The sequence below is a fragment of the Pseudomonas sp. M47T1 genome, from assembly GCF_000263855.1.
In the GTDB taxonomy this organism is placed as follows: domain Bacteria; phylum Pseudomonadota; class Gammaproteobacteria; order Pseudomonadales; family Pseudomonadaceae; genus Aquipseudomonas.
Genome location: NZ_AJWX01000022.1, coordinates 32,650 through 52,936, shown reverse-complemented (window position 1 = coordinate 52,936; position 20,287 = coordinate 32,650). Strand labels below are relative to the sequence as shown.

The following is a 20,287-nucleotide window of genomic DNA, read 5'->3' as shown; positions in this document are numbered from 1 at the left end:
GGCGATCAGTGCTTGAACGAGTCGGCGTTTTCAGCAGTGATCAGCTGGTACGGCACCATGAGGCGAGGCTCCACGGGCTGCTTGTGGGCCATTTTCACGGCGGCCTCTACCGAAGCGTCGGCCTGGCCCTTGGCGTCCTGGTACACAGACACCGCCAGGTCACCCTTTTTCACCGCGTTGAGGCCATCGGGGGTGCCGTCGACACCGCCAATCAGCACCTTGCCTTTCTCCACGCCGGCCTGCTTGAGGGCCATGGCGGCGCCAATGGCCATCTCGTCGTTGTTGGAGAACACGGCGTTGAATTCACGGCCCTGGGTGATCCAGTCGTTGACCAGGTCCATGCCTTTCTGGCGCAGCCAGATCCCGGTCTGTTCCTGATCGATCTTGATGCCTGGGTACTTGGCCAGTATTTCCTTCACGCCCTTGGTGCGGTTCTGGGTGGAGTTGTTGGCCAGGTCACCCAACAGGATCACCACGTTGCCCTTGCCGCCCAGCTTGTCGGCCAGGTACTGGGCCTGCATTTCACCGGCCTTGACGTCGTCGGACGCCACTACCACGACCCCGGCGGGCTGCACGGCGTCCGGGGCGCGGTTGACGTAAACCAGGGGAATGCCGGCCGCCACGGCCTCTTTAGTGATGGTCTGGGTGGCTGCGGTGTCCACCGGGTTGACGATAATGGCGTCGACCTTCTGGCTGATAAAGCTTTCCACCTGGCTGAGCTGCTTGACCACATCGCCACGGGCGTCTTCGAACTGCAGCGAAACGCCGTCCGGCATGGCCTTGGCCTTGGCGCCCATGGCTTCACGCAGGTAGGTCAACCAGGTGTCATCGAATTGCGACATGGCCACGCCCACCTTCAGGTCGGCAAGGGCCGCGCCGCTGGCCACGCAAAGGGCCAGCGCCAGGCAGATATGGCGGACAGGAGACAAACGTTTGCTGCGCAGCCGGGTGGCTTGCGGGGTGAAGGTTTTCATCGACGGCACCTTTTTATTGTTGTGCTTGGTTTTTTTCATCCGCCGCGCAACGCAGCGGATGTGAAAGTCGGAACCTGAATTTGACTCTAGTAGAAAATAAATTCCATATCAAATTAAATTAGAATTTATTTGCAGCCTCCAGTGTGACTACCTCGTGGCGCCTGGCGCTAAGCCGGGCAGCGTCAAGCACCACCAATGCCTGCACCGCGTCCCAGGCGTCCACCGGCAGCGCCTCGCCTTGATCCACGGCGGCTTGCAACTGGTGGTAGAACTGCGGCCAGTCGCCCCGTTCAGAGGGCACTTTCTCGCGCTCCCCACCCTGTTCAAACCAGCCCCAGCGCCGATGCTCCTCCACGCCCCAACTGCCGCCAGCACTGGCAGGCGTGAGCCCGGCCTCGGCCTGCTCGCTCTGCACGTCCAGACCGTCCACGCTGTAGCTGCCATGCTCGCCGCTGACCCGGAAGCGCGGCCGCGGCGCGCTTTGCAACGCGTGGCCGTAGAGGTGGCTGACCACCCCGCTGGCGTGGGTCAGGGAGACGAAGAAGCCATGGTCGACGGTGAATTGCGCTTGTTGCTCAAGCTCGGCGTACACCTGGGTCACCGGCCCGAACAATTGCAGCGCCTGGTCCACCAGGTGGCTGCCCAGGTCGCGCAGCCAGCCACCGCCGCTTTCATTGCCCACGCTGTCGGGTTCGAAGCGCTCCATGGCTGACTCGAAGCGGTGCACGTGGCCCAGCACGCCGCTGTCGAGCAGCTTGCGCACGGTCAGAAAGTCCGAGTCCCAGCGCCGGTTCTGGTACACGCTGATGGGCACGCCCTGGCGTTCGGCGGCTTGCACCAGCACCCGGGCCTGATCGGCGTCGGCGGCAAACGGCTTGTCGCTGACCACCGCCACGCCATGCTCGATGGCCTCCAGCACGAGCCCGGGGCGGCCCTTGAGCGAGGTGGAAATCACCACCGCGTCCACGCCCGCCTCCACCAGTTGCGCCAGGCTGTCGAAAGCCGGCACCCCGGGAAAGTCGATGGCCAATTGCGCCCGCCGCTCGGCCGAACGCGTCACCACGCCTACCCAGGTGGCGTCCGCCAGGCTGGCCAGCAGCGGTGCATGAAAGACCCGGCCACCACGGCCGTACCCCACCAATCCTATCCGCATGATCGTTTCTCCCGTATCGCGATTAAGGCTCCGGATGAACCATCGAACTCAGCCTTACCTCCCTGCGGGAGCTGGCTTGCCAGCGAGCTGCTGGGGCCAATAGGCTTGCTCGCAAGCCAGCGCCCACACCACCTAGTACTGGCGTGCTTGCGCCAGACGCTCATCAAGCACGCGCTTGACCTCGGCCGTGCGCGCGCTGGTGGAGACCTCGGCCACGCCCACCCGCCACCACGACAGGTATTTGTGGATCATGGTCTTGGGCAAGACCTTGATGTCGATCAGCGTCGACACCGTTTGCTCGCGCGCATCGCGCAAGGCGGCGTGCAGTTGCTCAAGGGTGTTGACCTTGTAGGTCTTGCAGCCATAGGCCGCCGCGCTCATGGCAAAGTCCACCGGTACGAAGCCGCCGTCCAGGCGCCCGGTTTCGGGGTTGCGGTAGCGGAACTCGGTGCCGAAGCTGTCCATGCCGTGTTCCATCTGCAAATTATTGATGCAGCCAAAGGTCATGTTGTCCAGCAACAACACGTTAATCTTGCGCCGCTCCTGGATGGAGGTGGCCAGTTCCGAATGCAGCATCAGGTAGGAACCATCGCCCACCAGCGCGTACACCTCGCGCGCCGGCTCCGCAAGCTTCACGCCCAAGGCCGCGTTCACCTCATAACCCATGCACGAATAACCGTATTCCACGTGGTAGCTGTTGACGCTGCGGGTTTGCCACACGCGCTGCAAGTCTCCCGGCAGGCTGCCCGCCGCGGCGACAATCACCGCACTGGCCTCAAGCTCGCGGTTGAGCACGCCCAGCACCTGGCTTTGGGTGAGTACCGAACCGGTCATCTCGATGAATTCGCGCAGCACTGCCGGGTCCATGTGGTCGGCGATTTCCGGGACGAAATCCTCATGGCGGTATTCGGCGCTGTACACCCGTTCCACCTCGGCATGAAACTGCCCGCGCGCCTCGATCACCTGGTGACCCCAACCGGCGCGATAGCCTTGGCGAGCCAGGGGTTCGGCCAATTGCTGCAAGGCCAGCTTGGCGTCGGCCTGCACCTGCACGGCATCGAGCTTGAGCACGTCGGCGCCGTTGACGTTGAGGTTGAGGAACTGCACCTCGGGGTTCTGGTACAGCCATTTCGAGGCGGTGGTGAAGTCGGTGTAGCGGGTGCCAATGCCGATGATCAGGTCAGCCTCAAGCGCCAACAGGTTGGCCGCCAGGCAGCCGGTTTCACCGATGCCGCCCACGTTCAGCGGGTGACTGGAGACGATAGCGCCCTTGCCGGCCTGGGTTTCGGCGAAGGGGATGTCGAAGCGCTCGGCGAACGCCTGCAAGGTGTCGCCGGCGCCTGCGTACTTGACCCCGCCGCCACAGATGATCAATGGCTTGCGCTTGCCCGCCAGCAATGCGGCGGCCTCGGCGATAACCGCCTCCACCGGCGGCCGGCGGTCGAGGCGGTGCACGCGGCGGGCCAGGAAGCTGTCGGGGTAGTCATGGGCCTCGGCCTGCACGTCCTGGGGCAAGGCCAAGGTCACCGCACCGGTTTCGGCCGGGTCGGTCAACACGCGCATGGCTTGCAGGGCGGCGCTGATCAATTGCTCGGGGCGATTGATGCGGTCCCAGTATTTGCTCACGGCCTTGAAGGCATCGTTGGTGCTGATGCTCAGGTCATGGAACTGTTCGATCTGCTGCAACACCGGGTCGGGCTGGCGGCTGGCGTAGACATCACCGGGCAGCAACAGCAGCGGAATGCGGTTGGCGGTAGCGGTGGCCGCCGCGGTCAGCATGTTCGCAGCACCAGGGCCTACCGACGAGGTGCAGGCGTAAATCTTGCGGCGCAGGTGCTGCTTGGCAAAGCCGATGGCCGCATGGGCCATGCCCTGCTCGTTGCGGCCCTGGTGCACCACCAATTGGCCGCTGTCCTGCTCCAGCGCCTGGCCCAGCCCCAGCACGTTGCCGTGGCCAAAAATGGTAAATACGCCTTCGACGAACTTGCTCTGCACGCCGTCGACTTCAATGTATTGATTGTCCAGGAAGCGCACCAGGGCCTGGGCCATGGTCAATCGTGTCGTGCTCATGCTTGCACCTTTTATTATTCGTCATGGAGGTGGCCGGGCTTCGGGGCCAGCGCAGCCTAGTGTCAATGCAGTAACTGTGTAGCCGCTGCCGCAGGCAGCGCAGGCTCTGCGCTGCGCTGAATGTCCCCAGCGTAAACCGAAGCAACTTGTCTACTGAGGTACGCCATGCTCTGGCCCAGCGCCTGCTGGATATCGGGCAAACCATGCACGCTGTCGGCAAACGGTTCCCATGACACGTAACCGTCATAGCCGCTGCTGAGCAGGCTGTCGATCTGCGCGGCGTTGCCGAGGATGTCGGCATCGCCGATCAGCACCCGGTGGCCGTCGCGAATGCTGTTCAAGGGCGCCTGGCCGTCTTCCACGCCGCTGATGTGCACCAACCCAGTCAGCGCCGGGAAGAACTCTTGCTCGGCGGCCAGGTGATGGTGGAAGGTGTCGTGCACCAGCCGGAACACATCCAGCCCGCCGATGGCCTTGATCGCTTCCACCGCCGGACGCTTGCGGCGCAGCGCCGATTGCTCGAAACCCAGGGGCTCGACGAAGCCCAGCAAGCCGTGCTCGCGCAGAATCGGCGCCAAGGCGCTCAGGGCGGTGCGCAGCCCCGCCGCGCGTTCGGCGGCGCTGCGGGTGTCGGGTTCGTTGAAGGGGCACAGCACCACACCCTGGGCGCCACAGTCACGGGCATAGGCGGCCAGCTTCAAGGCCTGGTCGCGACGCTGGTCATTCCACACATCGAAGGGGTACAAGGCGTTGATCGACAGCACCTTGATGCCCTTGGCGGCACACAGTTCGCGCACGGTTTGTGGCGGCGTGCCGTCTTCGATTTCCACGCCTTTGAGGTCGTTGCGAATCTCGATGGCATCAGCCTTGAGGGCCACGGCCAGCTGGATGAAATCCGCCAGCGGCAGGTGGGGGGCTACCATGCGGTTAAGGGCGAAACGCAGGGGTTGGCGCATTGTCATTGTTCTCCAGTAAGGTCATTCCACCCTGTGGGAGCCAGCTTGCCAGCGAGCTGTAAGGCCCAAAAGCTCGCGGGCAAGCCAGCTCCTGCACAGTGGCCAACAAAGAGGGTTATTTGGCGGTGGGCATGCTGAACTCGGCACCCTTGGCGATGCTGTCGGGCCAGCGCTGCATCACGCTCTTGTAGCGGCTGTAGAAGCGCAGGCCTTCCTCGCCGTAGGCATGGTGGTCGCCAAATAGCGAGCGCTTCCAGCCGCCGAACGAATGCCAGGCCATGGGCACCGGAATCGGCACGTTGATGCCGACCATGCCCACCTTGATGGTGCGCGCAAACGCCCGGGCGATACCGCCGTCGCTGGTGAAACAGGACACGCCGTTGCCAAATTCGTGGGCGTTGATCAGCTCCACGGCGGTGGCAAAGTCCGGCACGCGAATGATGCCCAGCACCGGCCCGAAGATTTCCTGGCGGTAGATGCTCATGTCGGTGGTCACGCCATCGAACAGCGTGGCCCCCACGAAGAAGCCCTGTTCGGCGCCCGGCACCTGCAGGCCACGGCCATCCACCAGCAACTGCGCGCCCTGGGCTACGCCTTCGGCAATGAAGCCTTCGACCTTGGCCTTGTGTTCGGCGGTCACCAGCGGGCCCATTTCGCTACTGGTGTCCAGGCCGTTGCCCACCTTGAGGCGGTCAATGCGCGGTAGCAGTTTTTCCACCAGCTTATCGCCCACATCGCCCACCGCCACGGCAATGGAAATGGCCATGCAGCGCTCGCCGGCCGAGCCGAAGGCGGCGCCCATCAAGGCGTCGGCGGCCTGGTCAAGGTCGGCGTCAGGCATCACGATCATGTGGTTCTTGGCGCCGCCCAAGGCCTGCACGCGCTTGCCGCGCTCGCTGGCCTGGCGGTGAATGTATTCGGCAATCGGCGTGGAGCCGACAAAGGAAATCGCTTCCACGTCGGGGTGCTGCAACAGCGCGTCCACCGCCGCCTTGTCGCCCTGCACCACATTGAATACGCCATCGGGCAAGCCGGCCTCGGTCAGCAGCCGGGCCATGAGCAGGCTGGCGCTGGGGTCGCGTTCCGACGGTTTGAGCACAAAACAGTTACCGGTGACCAACGCCATGGGAATCATCCACAACGGCACCATCACCGGGAAATTGAATGGCGTGACCCCGGCGCATACGCCCAAGGGCTGGCGCAGGTTCCAGTTGTCGATGCCGCCGCCGATGTTGTCGCTGAACGAGGTCTGCAACAGGCTGGGGGCGCCGCAGGCGAACTCGACAATCTCGATGCCGCGGGTGACCTCGCCACGGGCGTCGGAGAACACCTTGCCGTGTTCACGGCAAATCAGCGTGGCCAGCTCGTCATGGTGCTGGTCCAGCAGTTCCTTGAACTTGAAAAGGATACGCGCGCGGCGCAGGCTCGACTGCTCGGCCCAGGCCGGAAAAGCGTTTTTTGCCGAGGCCACGGCGGCCTCCACGGTGTGCACGCTGGCCAGCGCAACCTGCCCCTGCACCTCGCCGGTGGCCGGGTTGTAGACCGGGCTGTGGCGCTCGGCGTCGGTATTGAGGCGGCCGTGCAAGTAGTGGCCGATCACGGAAACGTCGCTCATGGAAATTCTCTTGTGCTGAAAAGTCAGAGGTCCAGCAGCCACTCATGCTGCGGGTCGTTGTGGAACTGCCAGACGCGCTTGGGGCCGGCCATGACGTTGAGGTAATAGCTTTCGTAGCCGTACGGCACGCTCACCGGGTGGTAGCCCTCGGGCACCACCACCAGGTCGTTGTTTTCCACGGCCATGGCCTGGTCGATACGCCGGTCGTCGGTGTACACGCGCTGGAAAATGAAGCCCTGGGGCGGGTTGATCTGGTGGTAGTAGGTCTCTTCCAGAAAGCTCTCGGCAGGCAGCGCGTCGCGGTCGTGCTTGTGCGGCGGGTAGCTGGAACTGTGGCCGGACGGCGTGCGTACTTCCACCACCAGCAGGGAGTGAGCGGTCTCGGTGTCGGGCAATATGTCGCACACATAACGCGTGTTGGCGCCCTTGCCACGGGTGCTGCGCTTCATGCTTTGCGGGGTGATGAGCCGCGCGGCCAGGGTACCGGCCGGTGCACCGGGGGCGGCGCACACGGCCACCTGCATGTCGCTGAGGGCTTGCAAACGGGCCTGGCAGCCGCTGGGCAGGTACACCGCCCAGGGCGATGCGTCTTCGAACACCGAATGGCGCTGGCCCAGGTTGTCCCAGCTGAAACTGCCCTGCACCGGTGCCTCGCCGGCCAGGCTGGCGCGGCCGGTGAGTATCACCACGCACAACTCCTGACTGCCGGCGTTGAGCGGCAGGCTTTCGCCGATGCTCAGGCGGTGGGCGCTGAAGCCCACGTACTCCAGGGCGCCGTCTGCCAGACGGACCATCTCCTGGCCCTGTTTGTGACTCTTGACCAACAGGCTCATGCTGCACTCCTCCGTTGCCGGGCCTGGGCGAGCAAGGCGCTCAGGGTGTCGTAGCCTTTCTTGGCGTAGAAATAGCTGGGGGCCACCGCCGGGTCCTGCTCGGCCTCCACCACCAGCCAGCCGCTGTAGTCCACTGCCAGCAGTTCGTCGATCAAGGGCGCGAAGTCGATGTCACCGTCACCGGGCACGGTAAAGGTGCCGTTAACGATGCAGTCAGGAAAGCTCCAGAGGTTGTTGCGCGCCAGTTGCACCACCGGCTTGCGCACGTCCTTGAAGTGCACGTGGCACACGCGGCCAATGTGCTTGCGCAGCACCGCCAGCGGCTCGCCGCCGCCCATGTAGCAGTGGCCGGCGTCGAACAGCAGGCCTACCTGCGGGCCCGTCAGGGCCATCAGCGTGTCGATGTCGCCCGGGGCTTCCACGTAGGCGCCCATATGATGATGGTAGGCCAAGCGCACACCCTGGCCCAGGGTGAAACTGGCCAACTCGTCGAGTTTACCGGCGTAGTCCTGCCAGGCCTGCTGGCTGTGAAAGCGCGGACGCTCCACCAGCGCAATACGGCTGCCCTGGATGGAGTCGGCCACCTCGCCATACACCAGTACGTTGGCGCCATTGGCGGCCAGCAGTTGCACGTGGCCGGCGATGGCGTCTATTTCTTGCGCCGCCGAGCGTCGTGCCAGGCGCCCTGAATACCAACCCGACACCAGCGCCAGGTCATAGGGCTTGAGCACCTGGGCCACACCCTGGGCGTCCTTGGGGAATTTGCCGTTGAGCTCAAAACCTTCGTAGCCGATGGCCTTGCCTTCGCTGAGCGCAGTGCTCAGCGGGGTTTCGCCGCCCAATGACGGCAGGTCGTCGTTGCTCCAGGAAATCGGGTTGATGCCGATACGAATCGCGGATGGCATGGCTGCACCTGTTGTTGTTATCAGTGGGTGACGTTCAACGCCCGTGACGGGCCGAGCGCCAGGCTTCAATCAGTTGGCTGAACCGCTGGCGCACCTGGGCCACCAGAGCGTCGTCGTCGATCTCGCCCTGGAACCAGGCACGGCTGGGTTCATGGAAAATCGTGCGGCCCACGGCAAAGCCCCGGCAGGTACGGCTCGCAGCGGCCTGGGCAAATCCCTCGGCCAGTTCGCTGGCCGGCGCGTTCAGGCCCAGCAGCACCACGCCACGGCAATAGGGGTCGCGCTCGTTGATCAGGGCGTCCAGCGCTTGCCACTGCTCGGCGCTCTGGGCTTCGATTTTCCACCAGGCCGGATAGATGCCCAGGTTGTACAGGCGCTTGATGGCACGGTAGAGCACGTCGGGGTGGGCGCCGGGCAGGTCCTTGGGCGGGATGATTTCCAGCAGCAACTCATGGCCACTGGCAATCGACGCCTCGTACAGGCCGCGGATCTGCGCTTCCTGTTCCAGGCGCAGCAAAGGCTCGTCGTCGGGGTGGAACTGCACCAGGCACTTGATGATCTGTTCGGTGGGCCAGGTGATCAAGTTGCTGGCCACCGAGCGCCCGTGTTCGAACGCCAGTGGCCGCGAGCCCTGTACCTCCACCGGCCGGGCCAGCCACCAGCCACGGCCGCTGGCGGCGTTGAGGGTGTCCTGGCCAAAGCGCTGGTCGGCCAGCAGCCCCACGTTGGCCTCGATGCCACGCTTGGCCAGGTCGCCCTCCACTTCTTGTATGGCACGCAGGAACAACTGCTTGAGCGCCGGAATGCTGCCCAGGTCGCGCCCGGCCTGCTGGGCCAGTTCCACCAACTGGCCACGGTGGTCAAAGGCAAAAATGAACAGTTGCTGCCACTGTTTGCGCGGCACCGTGACCCGGTGCAGGCGCTGCAGGGTTTCATCCTTGTCAGGACGGGTGATGGGCACCGGGCTGTTGAACAGGTAGTCCAGTTCGGCCGGGGTGGGCATGGCTGGCGCGCAGGCGTGGCGCGACACCACCAGGCCACCGCAGGCATTGGCCAGTTGGCAGCAGCGGGCGTCGTCGGCCTCGTTGATCCAACCACTGAGAAAGCCCGACATGAATGCATCGCCGGCGCCCAGCACGTTGAGCACTTCAACCCGGGTGCCTGGGTGAATGTCGCCGTCTTCCAGGCGCGCCCCAATGGCCCCGTGAATCACCGTGCAGCCCTGGGCGCCCAGTTTCACCACCAGGGTGGCGGTGCTCAGTTCGCGCACGGTGCGCAGGGCCGTGAGCAGGTCAGTGCTGCCCCCGGCAATCAGGAATTCTTCTTCGGTGCCCACGATCAGATCGAAGCGCGGCAGGATGCGCTGTACATGGGCGCTGACTTTCTGGTCGGCGACGAAGCGCGTCTCGCCATCGGCCTTGCCGGCCAGGCCCCAGAGCACGGGGCGGTAGTCAATGTCGAGGATACGCTTGACGTTGTGCCGCTCGGCGTAGTCCAGCGCCTGGCTGCTGGCCTTGTACACGCCGTCGGTGGAGAAATGCGTGCCGGTGATCAGCAGCGCCTTGCTGGAGGCGATGAAGTCTTCGTGCACGTCTTCGGCGCGCAGGGCCATGTCGGCGCAGTTTTCGCGGTAGAACACCAGCGGGAAGGTTTCGCGGTCCTTGAGGCCCAGCAGCACCATGGCGGTGAGGCGCTCGGGGTCGACCTTGATGGCGCGGGTGTCGCAGCCTTCACGCTGCAACGACTCCACCAGGAAGCGGCCCATGTGATCATCGCCCACGCGGCTCAGCATGGCTGACTTGAGCCCCAGCCTCGCGGTGCCAAAGGCAATGTTGGCGGACGAGCCGCCCAGGTATTTGGCAAAGCTGGCAACATCCTCCAGCCGGGCCCCTACCTGCTGGGCATAAAGGTCGACGCCCAGGCGTCCCAGACAAATCAGATCCAATTGACGCCCAGTGGCAAAACGAGTCTGGCCCATGCTGGCTCCTGTTATTTTTATCAGCCTGCGAAACGGCCAATGGCGGCCGGTTTCGTGTGTCTTGGCTCAGACTAGAACGGCTTTTCCACGGAATCAACTTTTTTTCTATAAAAATTTTACTCGGAATTTATTTTCTAAAATCATTCAGCCATACTGTGTTTGAGCGTTTTTGGCGGGTTTGCCCGGGGAACTGGACCTTTTGCTCAGGTTTTTTTCCTGGCCTACCCTGTAGACTGCGCGAGCCACCCTCACACCTGGGACCGCCGTGCAAGCGGCCCCACACGCCTATGCCAGAAGGATACAACCATGTCCCGCCTTGATCAGCCGGCCTCGTCCGAGCCGCAAGCCGACAGCGCCCCGGCCAACGCCGAGCAGCTGCTGCAACTGATCACTCGCGAATACGAAGGGCTGCCCCGCCAGCTCAAGCGCATCGCCAGCTACATGAGCCAGCAGAGCGACCGCATCATGGTCGACCGCATCAGCGACATCGCCGGCGAATGCGAGGTGCACCCCTCGGCCATCGTGCGCTTTTCCCAGCGCTTCGGCTTCAGCGGCTTCAGCGAAATGCAGGCGCTGTTTCGCGAGGCCTATACCCACAAGGCCACGCCGGTACAGAACTACCAGCAGCGCATTCGCAACCTGATCGCCAACAAGTCGCAGAAAACCAGCAGCGCGGACCTGGCCCGCGAATGCATCGACGCCACCTTGTCGGGCATCGAACGCCTGGGCGGCGAGCTGGACGACGTGGCGTTCGAGAAAGCCGTGGACCTGGTGGTCAACGCCGAGAACATCTACGTGGTGGGCGTGCGCCGTTCCTTCGCGGTGGCCGACTACCTGGTCTATAACCTGCAGCACACCAACAAACGCATCCACCTGGTGTCGGGCCTGGGCGGCAGCTACCGCGAGCAGATGCGCAGCGTGCGCCAGGGCGACCTGGTGATTGCCATCAGCTTCACCCCCTACGGCAAGGAAACCCAGCATTGCCTGCGCATTGCCCAGCACCATCAGGCCAAGACCCTGATCATCACCGACTCCAACCTCTCGCCCCTGGCCAAGCGCGCCAACAGCGTGCTGCTGGTCAACGAAGGCAGCTCCTTCGCTTTCCGCTCCCTGAGCGCCACCCTGTGCCTGTGCCAGGCGTTGTTCATCGCCGTGGCGTACAGGTTGGAGCTGAAGGTGGATGAGATGCATGAGCAGGTGGGGTTTGATGATTGAGGGTGGTGAGACCGCGCGGCGCTTCCTAGCGTTTGTTTTCAGCGTGCCATTCCAGTGACCTCTCCTGTGTGCCTTGTTCGTTCACAGCAGATTCGTGCCGCCTGGCGGCCGCCGCTACAGCGCCACCGAAAGAAAGCACCACCCCCTTCACCCCAACAACTGACTCAACACCGCCCGCAACTTCCCCGCCTTCACCGGTTTGTTCAACAACGGCGCCCCCAGCCGTTGCAACTGGCGGCGGCATTGGTCGCTGCGCTCGGCGGTGATGACCACCACGGGGATGGCCTGGGCGAAATGCTCGCGCAGACGACGGGCGACTTCGCAGCCGGTCACGCCGTGGTCCAGGTGGTAGTCGGCGATGATCAGTTCGGGCGCCGTGCCTGCCAGCGCCGCCATGGCCCCCGCCTCGTCGGTGGCGGTGACCACGCTGCACCCCCACTGCCCCAGCAGGTCGGCCATGCTGCGTAAAATATCCGGTTCGTTGTCCAGCACCAGCAGGCGCCTGCCCGGCAGCGGGTTGCCCAGGCGTGGCTGGGGCAGCGGGCCGGGCGCCGGCGGTTGCGCCGCCAGGGGTACGAGGATGCTGAACAACGAACCGCGTCCCGGTGTGGAGCGTACCTGCACGCTGCTGTCGAGAATGCGCGCGATGCGCTCGACAATGGCCAGGCCCAGCCCCACGCCCTTGCGCTCGGCGGCACGGCCCACTTGCAGCTGGTTGAACTCGAGGAAAATGGCCTGCAACTGGTCGCAGGCAATGCCCCGGCCGGTGTCCCACACCTCAATGCGCAAGTGCTCGCCCCGCCGCCGGGCGCCCAGCAGGATGCGGCCCTGCTCGGTGTAGCGGCAGGCGTTGCTGAGCAGGTTGCGCAGGATGCGGGTCAACAGCCGCAGGTCGGTGCACACGGCAAATCGTCCACAGCGCACGCTCAAGCCCAGCCCTTGCGCCTCGGCCACCGGCTGAAACTCGGAGGCCAGCGGTGCCAGCACCTCGTCCAACGGGTAGACGTCGATGTCCGGCTTGATCGCCGCCTGATCCAGGCGCGAGATATCCAGCAGGTCGGTGAGCAGGTCCTCGGCGCCTTCCAAGGCCTGGTGGGTGCGTTCCACCAGGCCCTTCTCGGCCACCGGCAGGGGCCGTTCGCGCAGGGTGGAAATCAGCAGGCGTGCGGCGTTCAGCGGCTGCAACAGGTCATGGCTGGCCGCCGCCAGGTACTTGTCCTTGCTGAGGTTGGCGGCCTGGGCGGCGTCGCGCGCTTCGCGCAACTCCTCGGTGCGCTCGCTGACCCGGCGTTCCAGTTCGTCATTGAGTTCTTGCAAGCGCAGGGACAGCGCCTGGTAGCGGTTGCGCTCGGTCTCCAGTTCTTCCAGGCGCGCGGCCAGCTCCGGGTAATGGCTTTTGCGTACCGAATGGTTGGTCAGCCCCAGCAGTCCGGCCAGGGCTTGCTGACGCGGGTCAGAGGGCTTCGCCAAACACCACCTCGACGTCGCGCTGGCTGGAATGGCGCGGGTTGGTCAGGATGCACGGGTCGTGCATGGCGTGGTGCGACAGAAACGGAATGTCCGCCAGGCGCACACCGTGCAGGCCCAGGGTTTCGTGGAAGCCGATGGCGTGTTTCAGGGCGATCAGGTGGTCCACCAGGCGCTGGCGGATCTGCCCATGGTTCAGGCCGCGGCAGTCGATGCCGCAGGTTTGCGCAATCACCTGGAAACGCTCGGGCGCAGCGCTGTAATTGAACGCCACCACGTGCTCGATCAGCACCGCGTTGCACAGGCCATGGGGCAGGTCCAGGAAGCCGCCCAGGCTGTGGGACATGGCATGCACCGCCCCGAGGATGGCATTGGAGAACGCCAGCCCCGCCTGCATGCTGCCCAACATGACCTTCTCGCGCAGGCCCAGGTCCTGGGGGTTGGCGATCATCTGCACCAGGTTGCCGTTGATCAGGCGGATGGCCTCCAGCGCATGGGGGTCGGTCAACGGCCCGTGGCCGGTGGAGACGAACGCCTCAATGGCATGCACCAGCGCATCCACCCCCGTGCAGGCCGACAGGAAGGGGTCCATGCTCAGGGTGGTTTGCGGGTCGATCAAGGCCACGTCGGGCACCGCGCCCTTGCTGACGATGGAAATCTTCATGCGCCGTTCCTGGTTGGACAGGATCACGAACTGCGAGACATCGGCTGACGTGCCCGCCGTGGTAGGGATGAGGATGATCGGCGGGCTGGGCACGCGCAGCGTGTCCACGCCCTCGAACTCCAGGATATGGCGATCGTGGGCCACTACGATGCCAATGGCCTTGGCGCAGTCCATGGGGCTGCCGCCGCCCACGGCCACAATCACGTCACAGTGCTCGGCCCGGTAGCGCTCGGCGCCCAGCATCACCTCCTCCACCCGCGGGTTGGGCGACACGCTGCTGTACAGGCAGTAGTCGATGCCTTCGGCCGCCAGGCTGGCTTCCACGTCGGCCACCCAACCGGCCGCCACCACCCCCGGGTCGCTGACCAGCAGCACCTTGCGGGCACCGAAGTTCTTCGCGTAGTTGGCCACGTGGTGCCGGCAACCGGCGCCAAAGATGATTTCCGGGGAGACGAATTTACGCAGCTGGCTGATGGCAGGGCTCATGGTCTGTTCTTCTGGCAGGGACAGTTCAACTCAGGGTAATGCATTGCCAGCCCAAAGCGCAGCGTGCCTGGCACCGCCCTTCTACTACTTTGGTACTGATTTGCCTGCCCTAAAGCAGCATTTGCAAGGGCCCCCGCCCCGGCCTGTAATGCCTGCATAATTAGAAAGAGCTGCCTACTCATGATTCGCCTCATTGCCTCCCTGCTGTGCCAGGCCCTGATCGGGCTGGCGTTCGGTCTGATCATCGCCAACCTTGCCCATGCCGGCACTTCCCCGCCCGCCACCCGCGCCAAGCTTGCGCGCGCGCTGTGATACCCTGTTTCAGGCCCTCTGCCCACAACAAGAACAGCCGACGCCATGTACCGATTCCTGATTGCCGACGATCACCCGTTGTTTCGCGAAGCCATGGCGCGGGTGCTGCTCGATGCCTTCGCGGGCTGCGAAGTGCTGGAAACCGCCGACCTGGACAGCACCCTCGCGCTGACCTGCGCCCATGAAGACCTCGACCTGATTCTGCTGGACCTGAACATGCCCGGCATGCACGGCCTGGGTGGCCTGATCAACCTGCGCAACGAGGCGCCGACCATTCCGGTGGTGATCGTCTCGGCCGAACAGGACAAGCAGGTCGTGCTGCAGGCCATTACCTATGGCGCCGCCGGGTTCATCACCAAGTCATCGCCACGGGCGCAGATGACCACGGCTATCACCCAGGTGCTGGACGGCGATGTGTACCTGCCGGCAGACATCATTCGCAGCGGCGTGGGCCGCCCCGCGTACACGGGCACGGCCACGACAGGGCTGTCGGTGGCCTTGCTCGAGGCCCTGACCCGCAAGCAGTTGCAGGTGCTGGAGCGCATGACCAAGGGCGAGTCGAACAAGCAGATCGCCTGGCACCTGGAAATTGCCGAGACCACGGTCAAGGCGCACGTGTCGGCGATCTTGCGCAAGCTCAACGTACACAACCGGGTGCAGGCTATTCTCAGCGCCGGCGAGATTGATTTTGGCGCCTACCTGCGGCGTTGACCGCGACGTACCCCAACAGGTGTGGAGCTGCCGATAGGCTGCGAAAAGGTCCGCAGGACCTTCGGCGGTGTCATGTTGGTCGCGCGCGCGCGGTGCGCGCCTTCGCAGCCTGGCTCCTACGCCAGGGGAAATTCGCCGCATTCACTCCAGCTCAGGAACTGCGCTTCGTCCATGGGCCGGGCGAAGAAGTAGCCCTGGGCTTCGTCGCAGCCATATTCGCGGATCAGTTGCAGGCAGCGGAACGTCTCGACGCCTTCGGCCACGGTGCGGTAACCCAGCTCGCGCGCCAGCTTAATGATCGACCGGGCGATTTTCTGGTAGCGCGGGTTTTCCTCGATGCCGATGACCATCGACTGATCCAGCTTGACCACATTGGCCGGGATCTCGTGCAAGTAGGAAAAGTTGCTGTAGCCGGAGCCGAAATCATCGATGGCCACGTCCACGCCCAAGGCGCGGATCTGCCCCAACTCATTCAGCACCCGGGTATTGGAGCGCAGCCACTCGCCCTCGGTGATTTCCACTTCCAGGCGCTGGGGTTCGATGCCGTGCACATGGCACAGGCGGCGCAAGGTACCACTGACGTCGTGGCCGTCGAAGTCCATGGGCGACAGGTTGATGGACAGTTGACTGAAGGTTTGCCCCTGCCACTTGGCCAGCTTGCCCAAGGCCGTGTCGATCACCCAACGGGTGACTTCATGGATCATGCCGTTGCGTTCCAGCACCGGGATGAATTCGGCCGGCGACACCCGGCCCAATCGCGGGTGCTGCCAGCGCAGCAATACCTCGGCGCTGACCTGGGCCCCATCGGCAATGGCAAAGCGCGGCTGGAAACGCAGGCTCAACTGCCCCTCGGCCAAGGCCGCGCCAATGTCGGCAGCCAGGTAGAACGAGCGCCGGTAGGCGGCGTCGCGCACCGGGTCGTAGGCGGCCCAGCGCTGGCCGCCCAGCAATGCCAGTTCGCTGGCGTACATGGCCTTGCGCACCACATCGTCCAGCACCTGCGGCTCCAGGTTAAAGTTGACACTGCCGGCACGTACCGTGGGGCGCACGGGCAGGTTGTCCAGCAGCGCAGGCTGGCGCAACAGCTCCACCAGCCCCTCGATGAAACCGGCAAAATCGTCACCACCCTGGGCCATCACGAAGGCAAAGCGCTTGACCCCGATGTGGTACAGCGGGCCCATCAATTCCAGCTGTTCGGCAAGGCGCTGGGCGGTGCAGCGGATAATGGCTTCGAACGGCGCCAGCCCCATGGCCAGGGTCATGTCGTGGGCCCACTTCATGTCCACGGCGTCGATCAGCACCAGGGTACGCGGTTCGCCCGGGTACTGGCTGGCAAGTACGCCCAGGTCGGCGGCGAACTGTCCACGATCAGGCAATCCACTGATCGGGTCCAGCCGCGCCGCCGATGACTGTGCGTAAAGGTGTTGAAGCATGTATGACTCCTGCAGGGCCGGTCAGGCAACGAACGGTCGCCACATAATAGCTAATTAACATCGCCAGAACCCGATGAGCGACAAGGTTTTATCGGCCGCCTGCGGCCTGACGTTAGGCCGATGCACCTGATAGGATTACCCGCTTAAAGCTTTCAGCCACCCAGAATGGATATCGCGATGCTCACCGCTTTGCTGTTTGACCTCGATGGCACCCTGACCGACACCGACAAACTGCACCTGCTGGCCCTGCAGCAATTGCTGGCCGAAGAAGGTCGTGACTTCACCGAAGCCGACTTCGTGCAGCATTGCAGCGGCCGGGCAAACCCGGACATGTGCCGCAACCTGTTCCCCGATCGCAGCGTGGCTGAGCACCTGGTGTTCGCCGACCGCAAGGAAGAGCGCTTCCGCCAGCTGTCGCCGCAACTGGCGCCGCTGCCGGGCCTGCTGCGCCTGCTGGAATTCGCCGAGGCCCAGGGCATCGGCAAGGTGGTGGTCACCAACGCCCCGCGCGCCAACGCCGACCACATGCTGGGCGCCTTGGCGATTATCGAACGGTTTCACAGCGTGGTGGTGGCCGAGGAGCTGCCACGGGCCAAGCCCGACCCGCTGCCCTACCTCACCGGCCTTGAGCGCCTGGGCGCACGGGCCTGCGAGGCCATCGCCTTCGAAGACTCGGTGCCGGGCCTGACCGCCGCAGTCAAGGCCGGCATCTTCAGCGTAGGCCTGACCACCAGCCAAAGCCGCGAAACCCTGCTGGCAGCCGGCGCCCACCTGGTGATCGAGGACTTCAATGATGAGCGCCTGTGGCAGGCCATCAACGAACTGCAAAGCGCACGCTGATCAGGCGCCGAGCCGCGCGGTCACCTCGTTGAGCTGACGCGACAGGTCGTGCAGGCGGCGGCTGGCCACTTCGGTGCGTTGCACGTTGTCCTGGTTGGTGCTGGCGATCTGGGTGATGTCGGAGAGGTTGCGCGAAATATCCTCGGCCACCGAGGTCTGCTCCTCGGCCGCCGTGGCGATCTGCCGGTTCATGTCGCGAATCGCTTCCACCGACGAGGTGATGCGGCGCAGCATGTCACCGGCCTGGGTGACCTGGGCCACACCCTCTTCGCTACGTGACTGGCCGGCCTGGATCGCCTTCACCGCGTCGCTGGCACCGGCCTGCACGGCGTTGATGATCTGGTTGATCTCGATGATCGACGCCGCCGTGCGCTGGGCCAGGCTGCGTACCTCGTCGGCCACCACGGCAAACCCACGCCCCGCCTCGCCCGCCCGGGCTGCCTCGATGGCCGCGTTCAGGGCCAGCAGGTTGGTCTGCTCGGCAATACCGCGTATCACTTCCAGCACCTTGCCAATGCGCGCGCTGTCGTTTTCCAGGTTGCCGATCACCGCAGCCGTGGTGGTGATCTCGCCGCGCATGTGGGTGATCGTCTCGATGGTTGCACGCATCACCTGCTCGCCCTGATGCGCGGAGGCATCCGCCTGGTCGGCGGCGCGGGCAGCGTCCACGGCGTGGCGCGCCACTTCCTGAGCGGTAGCAGACATTTCGGTCATGGCCGTGGCCACCTGGTCGGTGCGGTTGAACTGGTCGTGGGTGCCCTGGGACATTTGCCCGGCAATGCCGTGCAAGTCGGCGCTGGCGCCATCCAGGTCACCGGCGTTGCGCTTGAGGCCCGTGAAGGTCTCGGCCAGGAAGTCGCGCAGGGTATTGGCGGCCACGGCCAGGCGGCCCAGCTCGTCCTGGCGGCGGCTGGCCACGCGCTGGTTGAACTGCCCACGACTGAGGTCGGCCACGTAGTCGATCAGTTGCTGAATCGGCACCACCAGGTAGCGGCTCACCACCACCAGGCTGAGCAGGCCGATGACAATGCCCGACACCACCAGCACCAGCAGGCCCACCCACACGGTGGTGTCGGCCGAGTCACGAATGGCCAGGGCCTGTTGGTCACCGTCCTTGCGGATCTGGCTCACCAGGGCACTCATCTGTTCGCTGACCGCGCGGTCCACGCCCTTCACGGCAGCATCACCGGCCGAGGGGTCGCCACCGGCGGCCACAAACGCATCGCGACCGCGCAGGTAGTCCTGCTCCAGCACCTTGTGCTTGTCACGCAACCCCTGGATGTCGGCCTTCACGTTGGCATCGATGCCCGGCTGGGCCACCAGCCGCCCCAGAATATCCTGCACGTCGCGCTGACGATCCTCGAACTGGCCCCAATACTTGGCCAGGTCCGCCGGCTGCTTGCCGCGCAGCAGCACGTCTTTCCATTCCTGCACCTGAATCTTGAACTGCAGGTTGGCCTCGTCAATCAGCTGCGAGGTACGCAAGGGGCCTTCGATCAACTGGTGATAGTCCTTCACACCATTGGCCAACAGGTGAAAGCAGGCCAGCGCAATCAGCAGCATGGCCAACAGGCTGCCGCCGATCAGGGTCAGCATTTGAGCTTTCAAGGATTTTCGCACGACCATCGTGGGGGTACTCATGACAGGGATAAATCACCGCGCCACAGGCGTGGGCGATGTCGAAGGCGTCCCTTTCTTCATGCAGTAAAAAACGATGCTTCATGCCACGCATCGGCGCCCCCGAGCGCATCTTGAATGCTGTTCGTCGGCGGGCAATTTGCCATCCCTGGCTGCTCGATATATATGGCAAAACGGTTACAGGATGATGACAGCTCGGCCGCGCTCGTCGCCCCGCCCGCCGCCCCGTGCAGGGCCTGTTATAACTGGGCTTTGCTGCATGCACCGCGTTTCTCCCTTCCGTAACCAACAGGAGTACGCTTCATGAAAACGGCCCCTCACTCCGTGGTCTCCACACAACAATGGCTGGCGGCCCGGCTCGCCCACCTGGAAAACGAAAAGGCCCTGAGCCGCCAGCGCGACCGACTGGCCCAGGAGCGCCGTGAACTGCCGTGGGTACAGGTGGACAAGCCCTACCACTTCCAGGGCGTCAACGGCTCCATGACCCTGGCCGAGCTGTTCGGCGGTCGCAGCCAGCTGATCGTCTACCACTTCATGTACGCCCCGGAATGGGACCAGGGCTGCACCGGCTGCTCGTTCCTGTCCGACCACCTGGACGGCGCCAACCTGCACCTGGCCCATCACGACGTTGCCGTGGTGGCCGTGTCCCACGCGCCGCTGGCACAACTGCTGGCCTACCGCGCGCGCATGAACTGGCATTTCGACTGGGTATCGTCGCTGGGCAGCGACTTCGACGAGGACTACCAGGTGGCCGCCAGCGCCGAGCAGACAGCCAGCGGGCAAATGATCTACAACTACGAGCCCTTCGAGGCCACCGGCGAAATGCCTGGCCTCAGCGTGTTCTACAAGGATGAGCATGGTCAGGTGTTCCACACCTACTCCACCTACGCGCGGGGCCTGGACATGCTGGTGGGCGCCTACAACCTGCTGGACCTGACCCCCAAGGGCCGCAACGAGGTGCAGATCATGGACTGGGTGAAATTGCATGATGAATATGACGGCAAGCCCGGCAGCGGATGCTGTCGCTCGTAGCCGTG

General features: G+C 64.4%; 17 protein-coding genes and 1 pseudogene. 5 read left to right on the top strand and 13 right to left on the bottom strand.

What is annotated here, in order from left to right; translation table 11 throughout:
• Positions 1-5 precede the first annotated feature (5 nt).
• The 8 genes from PMM47T1_RS20835 to PMM47T1_RS20800 all read right to left on the bottom strand — a co-directional run bounded on the left by PMM47T1_RS20835 (position 6) and on the right by PMM47T1_RS20800 (position 10,484).
• Positions 6-974 (bottom strand): sugar ABC transporter substrate-binding protein, encoded by a 969-nt coding sequence (locus tag PMM47T1_RS20835; protein ID WP_157213062.1) that lies wholly within the window; start codon positions 972-974, stop codon positions 6-8.
• Positions 975-1,092: 118 nt separating this feature from the next.
• A complete protein-coding gene (locus PMM47T1_RS20830; protein WP_043301325.1) occupies positions 1,093-2,127 on the bottom strand; it encodes a Gfo/Idh/MocA family protein in 1,035 nt (344 codons plus the stop codon).
• A 132-nt stretch (positions 2,128-2,259) separates the two neighbouring features.
• Complete coding sequence (gene iolD / locus PMM47T1_RS20825) at positions 2,260-4,197, bottom strand: 3D-(3,5/4)-trihydroxycyclohexane-1,2-dione acylhydrolase (decyclizing) (protein WP_008372687.1); 1,938 nt, start codon at positions 4,195-4,197, stop codon at positions 2,260-2,262.
• A gap of 62 nt (positions 4,198-4,259) precedes the next feature.
• The gene (locus PMM47T1_RS20820) at positions 4,260-5,153 is read right to left on the bottom strand and encodes a TIM barrel protein (protein ID WP_008372685.1); all 894 of its coding nucleotides are present in this window, start codon (positions 5,151-5,153) and stop codon (positions 4,260-4,262) included.
• Between the two features lie 115 nt (positions 5,154-5,268).
• Positions 5,269-6,768, bottom strand: coding sequence for a CoA-acylating methylmalonate-semialdehyde dehydrogenase (locus PMM47T1_RS20815; RefSeq protein WP_008372683.1), 1,500 nt, complete (start codon positions 6,766-6,768; stop codon positions 5,269-5,271).
• A 23-nt stretch (positions 6,769-6,791) separates the two neighbouring features.
• The gene (gene iolB, locus PMM47T1_RS20810) at positions 6,792-7,601 is read right to left on the bottom strand and encodes a 5-deoxy-glucuronate isomerase (protein WP_008372679.1); all 810 of its coding nucleotides are present in this window, start codon (positions 7,599-7,601) and stop codon (positions 6,792-6,794) included.
• On the bottom strand, positions 7,598-8,506 hold the full coding sequence (iolE, locus tag PMM47T1_RS20805) for a myo-inosose-2 dehydratase (protein WP_008372677.1): 909 nt from the start codon (positions 8,504-8,506) through the stop codon (positions 7,598-7,600). The genes iolB and iolE overlap by 4 nt, the downstream gene beginning before the upstream one ends.
• Positions 8,507-8,540: 34 nt before the next feature.
• Positions 8,541-10,484 carry a bifunctional 5-dehydro-2-deoxygluconokinase/5-dehydro-2-deoxyphosphogluconate aldolase gene (locus PMM47T1_RS20800; protein WP_008372675.1) on the bottom strand — a complete coding sequence of 648 codons (1,944 nt, stop codon included), beginning with the start codon at positions 10,482-10,484 and terminating at the stop codon, positions 8,541-8,543.
• Positions 10,485-10,790: 306 nt separating this feature from the next.
• Here PMM47T1_RS20800 and PMM47T1_RS20795 point away from each other — a divergent pair, with 306 nt between their 5' ends.
• On the top strand, positions 10,791-11,699 hold the full coding sequence (locus tag PMM47T1_RS20795; protein WP_008372674.1) for a MurR/RpiR family transcriptional regulator: 909 nt from the start codon (positions 10,791-10,793) through the stop codon (positions 11,697-11,699).
• 147 nt (positions 11,700-11,846) lie between these two features.
• Here the strand turns inward: PMM47T1_RS20795 and PMM47T1_RS20790 are convergent, their stop codons facing one another.
• Positions 11,847-13,169 (bottom strand): hybrid sensor histidine kinase/response regulator, encoded by a 1,323-nt coding sequence (locus tag PMM47T1_RS20790; RefSeq protein WP_008372672.1) that lies wholly within the window; start codon positions 13,167-13,169, stop codon positions 11,847-11,849.
• Entirely contained in the window at positions 13,153-14,316 is a 1,164-nt protein-coding gene (ercA, locus tag PMM47T1_RS20785; protein ID WP_008372670.1) for an alcohol dehydrogenase-like regulatory protein ErcA, read from the bottom strand. The genes PMM47T1_RS20790 and ercA overlap by 17 nt, the downstream gene beginning before the upstream one ends.
• Before the next feature lie 180 nt (positions 14,317-14,496).
• On the opposite strand from ercA, the gene PMM47T1_RS30625 reads away from it, so the two are divergent.
• Both PMM47T1_RS30625 and PMM47T1_RS20780 read left to right on the top strand, forming a co-directional pair.
• Positions 14,497-14,628, top strand: a complete 132-nt coding sequence (locus tag PMM47T1_RS30625) for a hypothetical protein (protein ID WP_274379878.1) — start codon at positions 14,497-14,499, stop codon at positions 14,626-14,628.
• A 45-nt stretch (positions 14,629-14,673) separates the two neighbouring features.
• Positions 14,674-15,339, top strand: a complete 666-nt coding sequence (locus PMM47T1_RS20780) for a response regulator transcription factor (protein WP_008372668.1) — start codon at positions 14,674-14,676, stop codon at positions 15,337-15,339.
• Positions 15,340-15,455: 116 nt separating this feature from the next.
• On the opposite strand, the gene PMM47T1_RS20775 is transcribed toward PMM47T1_RS20780, so the two are convergent.
• Positions 15,456-16,772, bottom strand: a complete 1,317-nt coding sequence (locus PMM47T1_RS20775; protein WP_008372666.1) for a putative bifunctional diguanylate cyclase/phosphodiesterase — start codon at positions 16,770-16,772, stop codon at positions 15,456-15,458.
• A gap of 177 nt (positions 16,773-16,949) precedes the next feature.
• Between PMM47T1_RS20775 and PMM47T1_RS20770 the strand changes: the two genes are divergently transcribed.
• Complete coding sequence (locus PMM47T1_RS20770; protein ID WP_008372663.1) at positions 16,950-17,612, top strand: HAD family hydrolase; 663 nt, start codon at positions 16,950-16,952, stop codon at positions 17,610-17,612.
• On the opposite strand, the gene PMM47T1_RS30970 is transcribed toward PMM47T1_RS20770, so the two are convergent.
• Both PMM47T1_RS30970 and PMM47T1_RS30965 read right to left on the bottom strand, forming a co-directional pair.
• Positions 17,613-18,317 (bottom strand): methyl-accepting chemotaxis protein, encoded by a 705-nt coding sequence (locus tag PMM47T1_RS30970; RefSeq protein WP_425226183.1) that lies wholly within the window; start codon positions 18,315-18,317, stop codon positions 17,613-17,615.
• A gap of 228 nt (positions 18,318-18,545) precedes the next feature.
• Positions 18,546-18,755: pseudogene (locus PMM47T1_RS30965) on the bottom strand (methyl-accepting chemotaxis protein); the annotation flags it as partial.
• A 798-nt stretch (positions 18,756-19,553) separates the two neighbouring features.
• On the opposite strand from PMM47T1_RS30965, the gene PMM47T1_RS20760 reads away from it, so the two are divergent.
• Positions 19,554-20,282, top strand: coding sequence for a DUF899 domain-containing protein (locus PMM47T1_RS20760; RefSeq protein WP_008372657.1), 729 nt, complete (start codon positions 19,554-19,556; stop codon positions 20,280-20,282).
• Positions 20,283-20,287 lie beyond the last annotated feature (5 nt).

Coding starts and splice junctions, on each gene's coding strand:
- iolD (WP_008372687.1), bottom strand. CDS start 4,197: ATGAGCACGACACGATTGACCATGGCCCAGGCCCTGGTGCGCTTCCTG.
- PMM47T1_RS20780 (WP_008372668.1), top strand. CDS start 14,674: ATGTACCGATTCCTGATTGCCGACGATCACCCGTTGTTTCGCGAAGCC.
- iolB (WP_008372679.1), bottom strand. CDS start 7,601: ATGAGCCTGTTGGTCAAGAGTCACAAACAGGGCCAGGAGATGGTCCGT.
- PMM47T1_RS30970 (WP_425226183.1), bottom strand. CDS start 18,317: ATGTCTGCTACCGCTCAGGAAGTGGCGCGCCACGCCGTGGACGCTGCC.
- PMM47T1_RS30625 (WP_274379878.1), top strand. CDS start 14,497: ATGATTCGCCTCATTGCCTCCCTGCTGTGCCAGGCCCTGATCGGGCTG.
- PMM47T1_RS20770 (WP_008372663.1), top strand. CDS start 16,950: ATGCTCACCGCTTTGCTGTTTGACCTCGATGGCACCCTGACCGACACC.
- PMM47T1_RS20795 (WP_008372674.1), top strand. CDS start 10,791: ATGTCCCGCCTTGATCAGCCGGCCTCGTCCGAGCCGCAAGCCGACAGC.
- PMM47T1_RS20760 (WP_008372657.1), top strand. CDS start 19,554: ATGAAAACGGCCCCTCACTCCGTGGTCTCCACACAACAATGGCTGGCG.
- ercA (WP_008372670.1), bottom strand. CDS start 14,316: ATGAGCCCTGCCATCAGCCAGCTGCGTAAATTCGTCTCCCCGGAAATC.
- PMM47T1_RS20820 (WP_008372685.1), bottom strand. CDS start 5,153: ATGCGCCAACCCCTGCGTTTCGCCCTTAACCGCATGGTAGCCCCCCAC.
- PMM47T1_RS20835 (WP_157213062.1), bottom strand. CDS start 974: ATGAAAACCTTCACCCCGCAAGCCACCCGGCTGCGCAGCAAACGTTTG.
- PMM47T1_RS20830 (WP_043301325.1), bottom strand. CDS start 2,127: ATGCGGATAGGATTGGTGGGGTACGGCCGTGGTGGCCGGGTCTTTCAT.
- PMM47T1_RS20775 (WP_008372666.1), bottom strand. CDS start 16,772: ATGCTTCAACACCTTTACGCACAGTCATCGGCGGCGCGGCTGGACCCG.
- PMM47T1_RS20800 (WP_008372675.1), bottom strand. CDS start 10,484: ATGGGCCAGACTCGTTTTGCCACTGGGCGTCAATTGGATCTGATTTGT.
- PMM47T1_RS20815 (WP_008372683.1), bottom strand. CDS start 6,768: ATGAGCGACGTTTCCGTGATCGGCCACTACTTGCACGGCCGCCTCAAT.
- iolE (WP_008372677.1), bottom strand. CDS start 8,506: ATGCCATCCGCGATTCGTATCGGCATCAACCCGATTTCCTGGAGCAAC.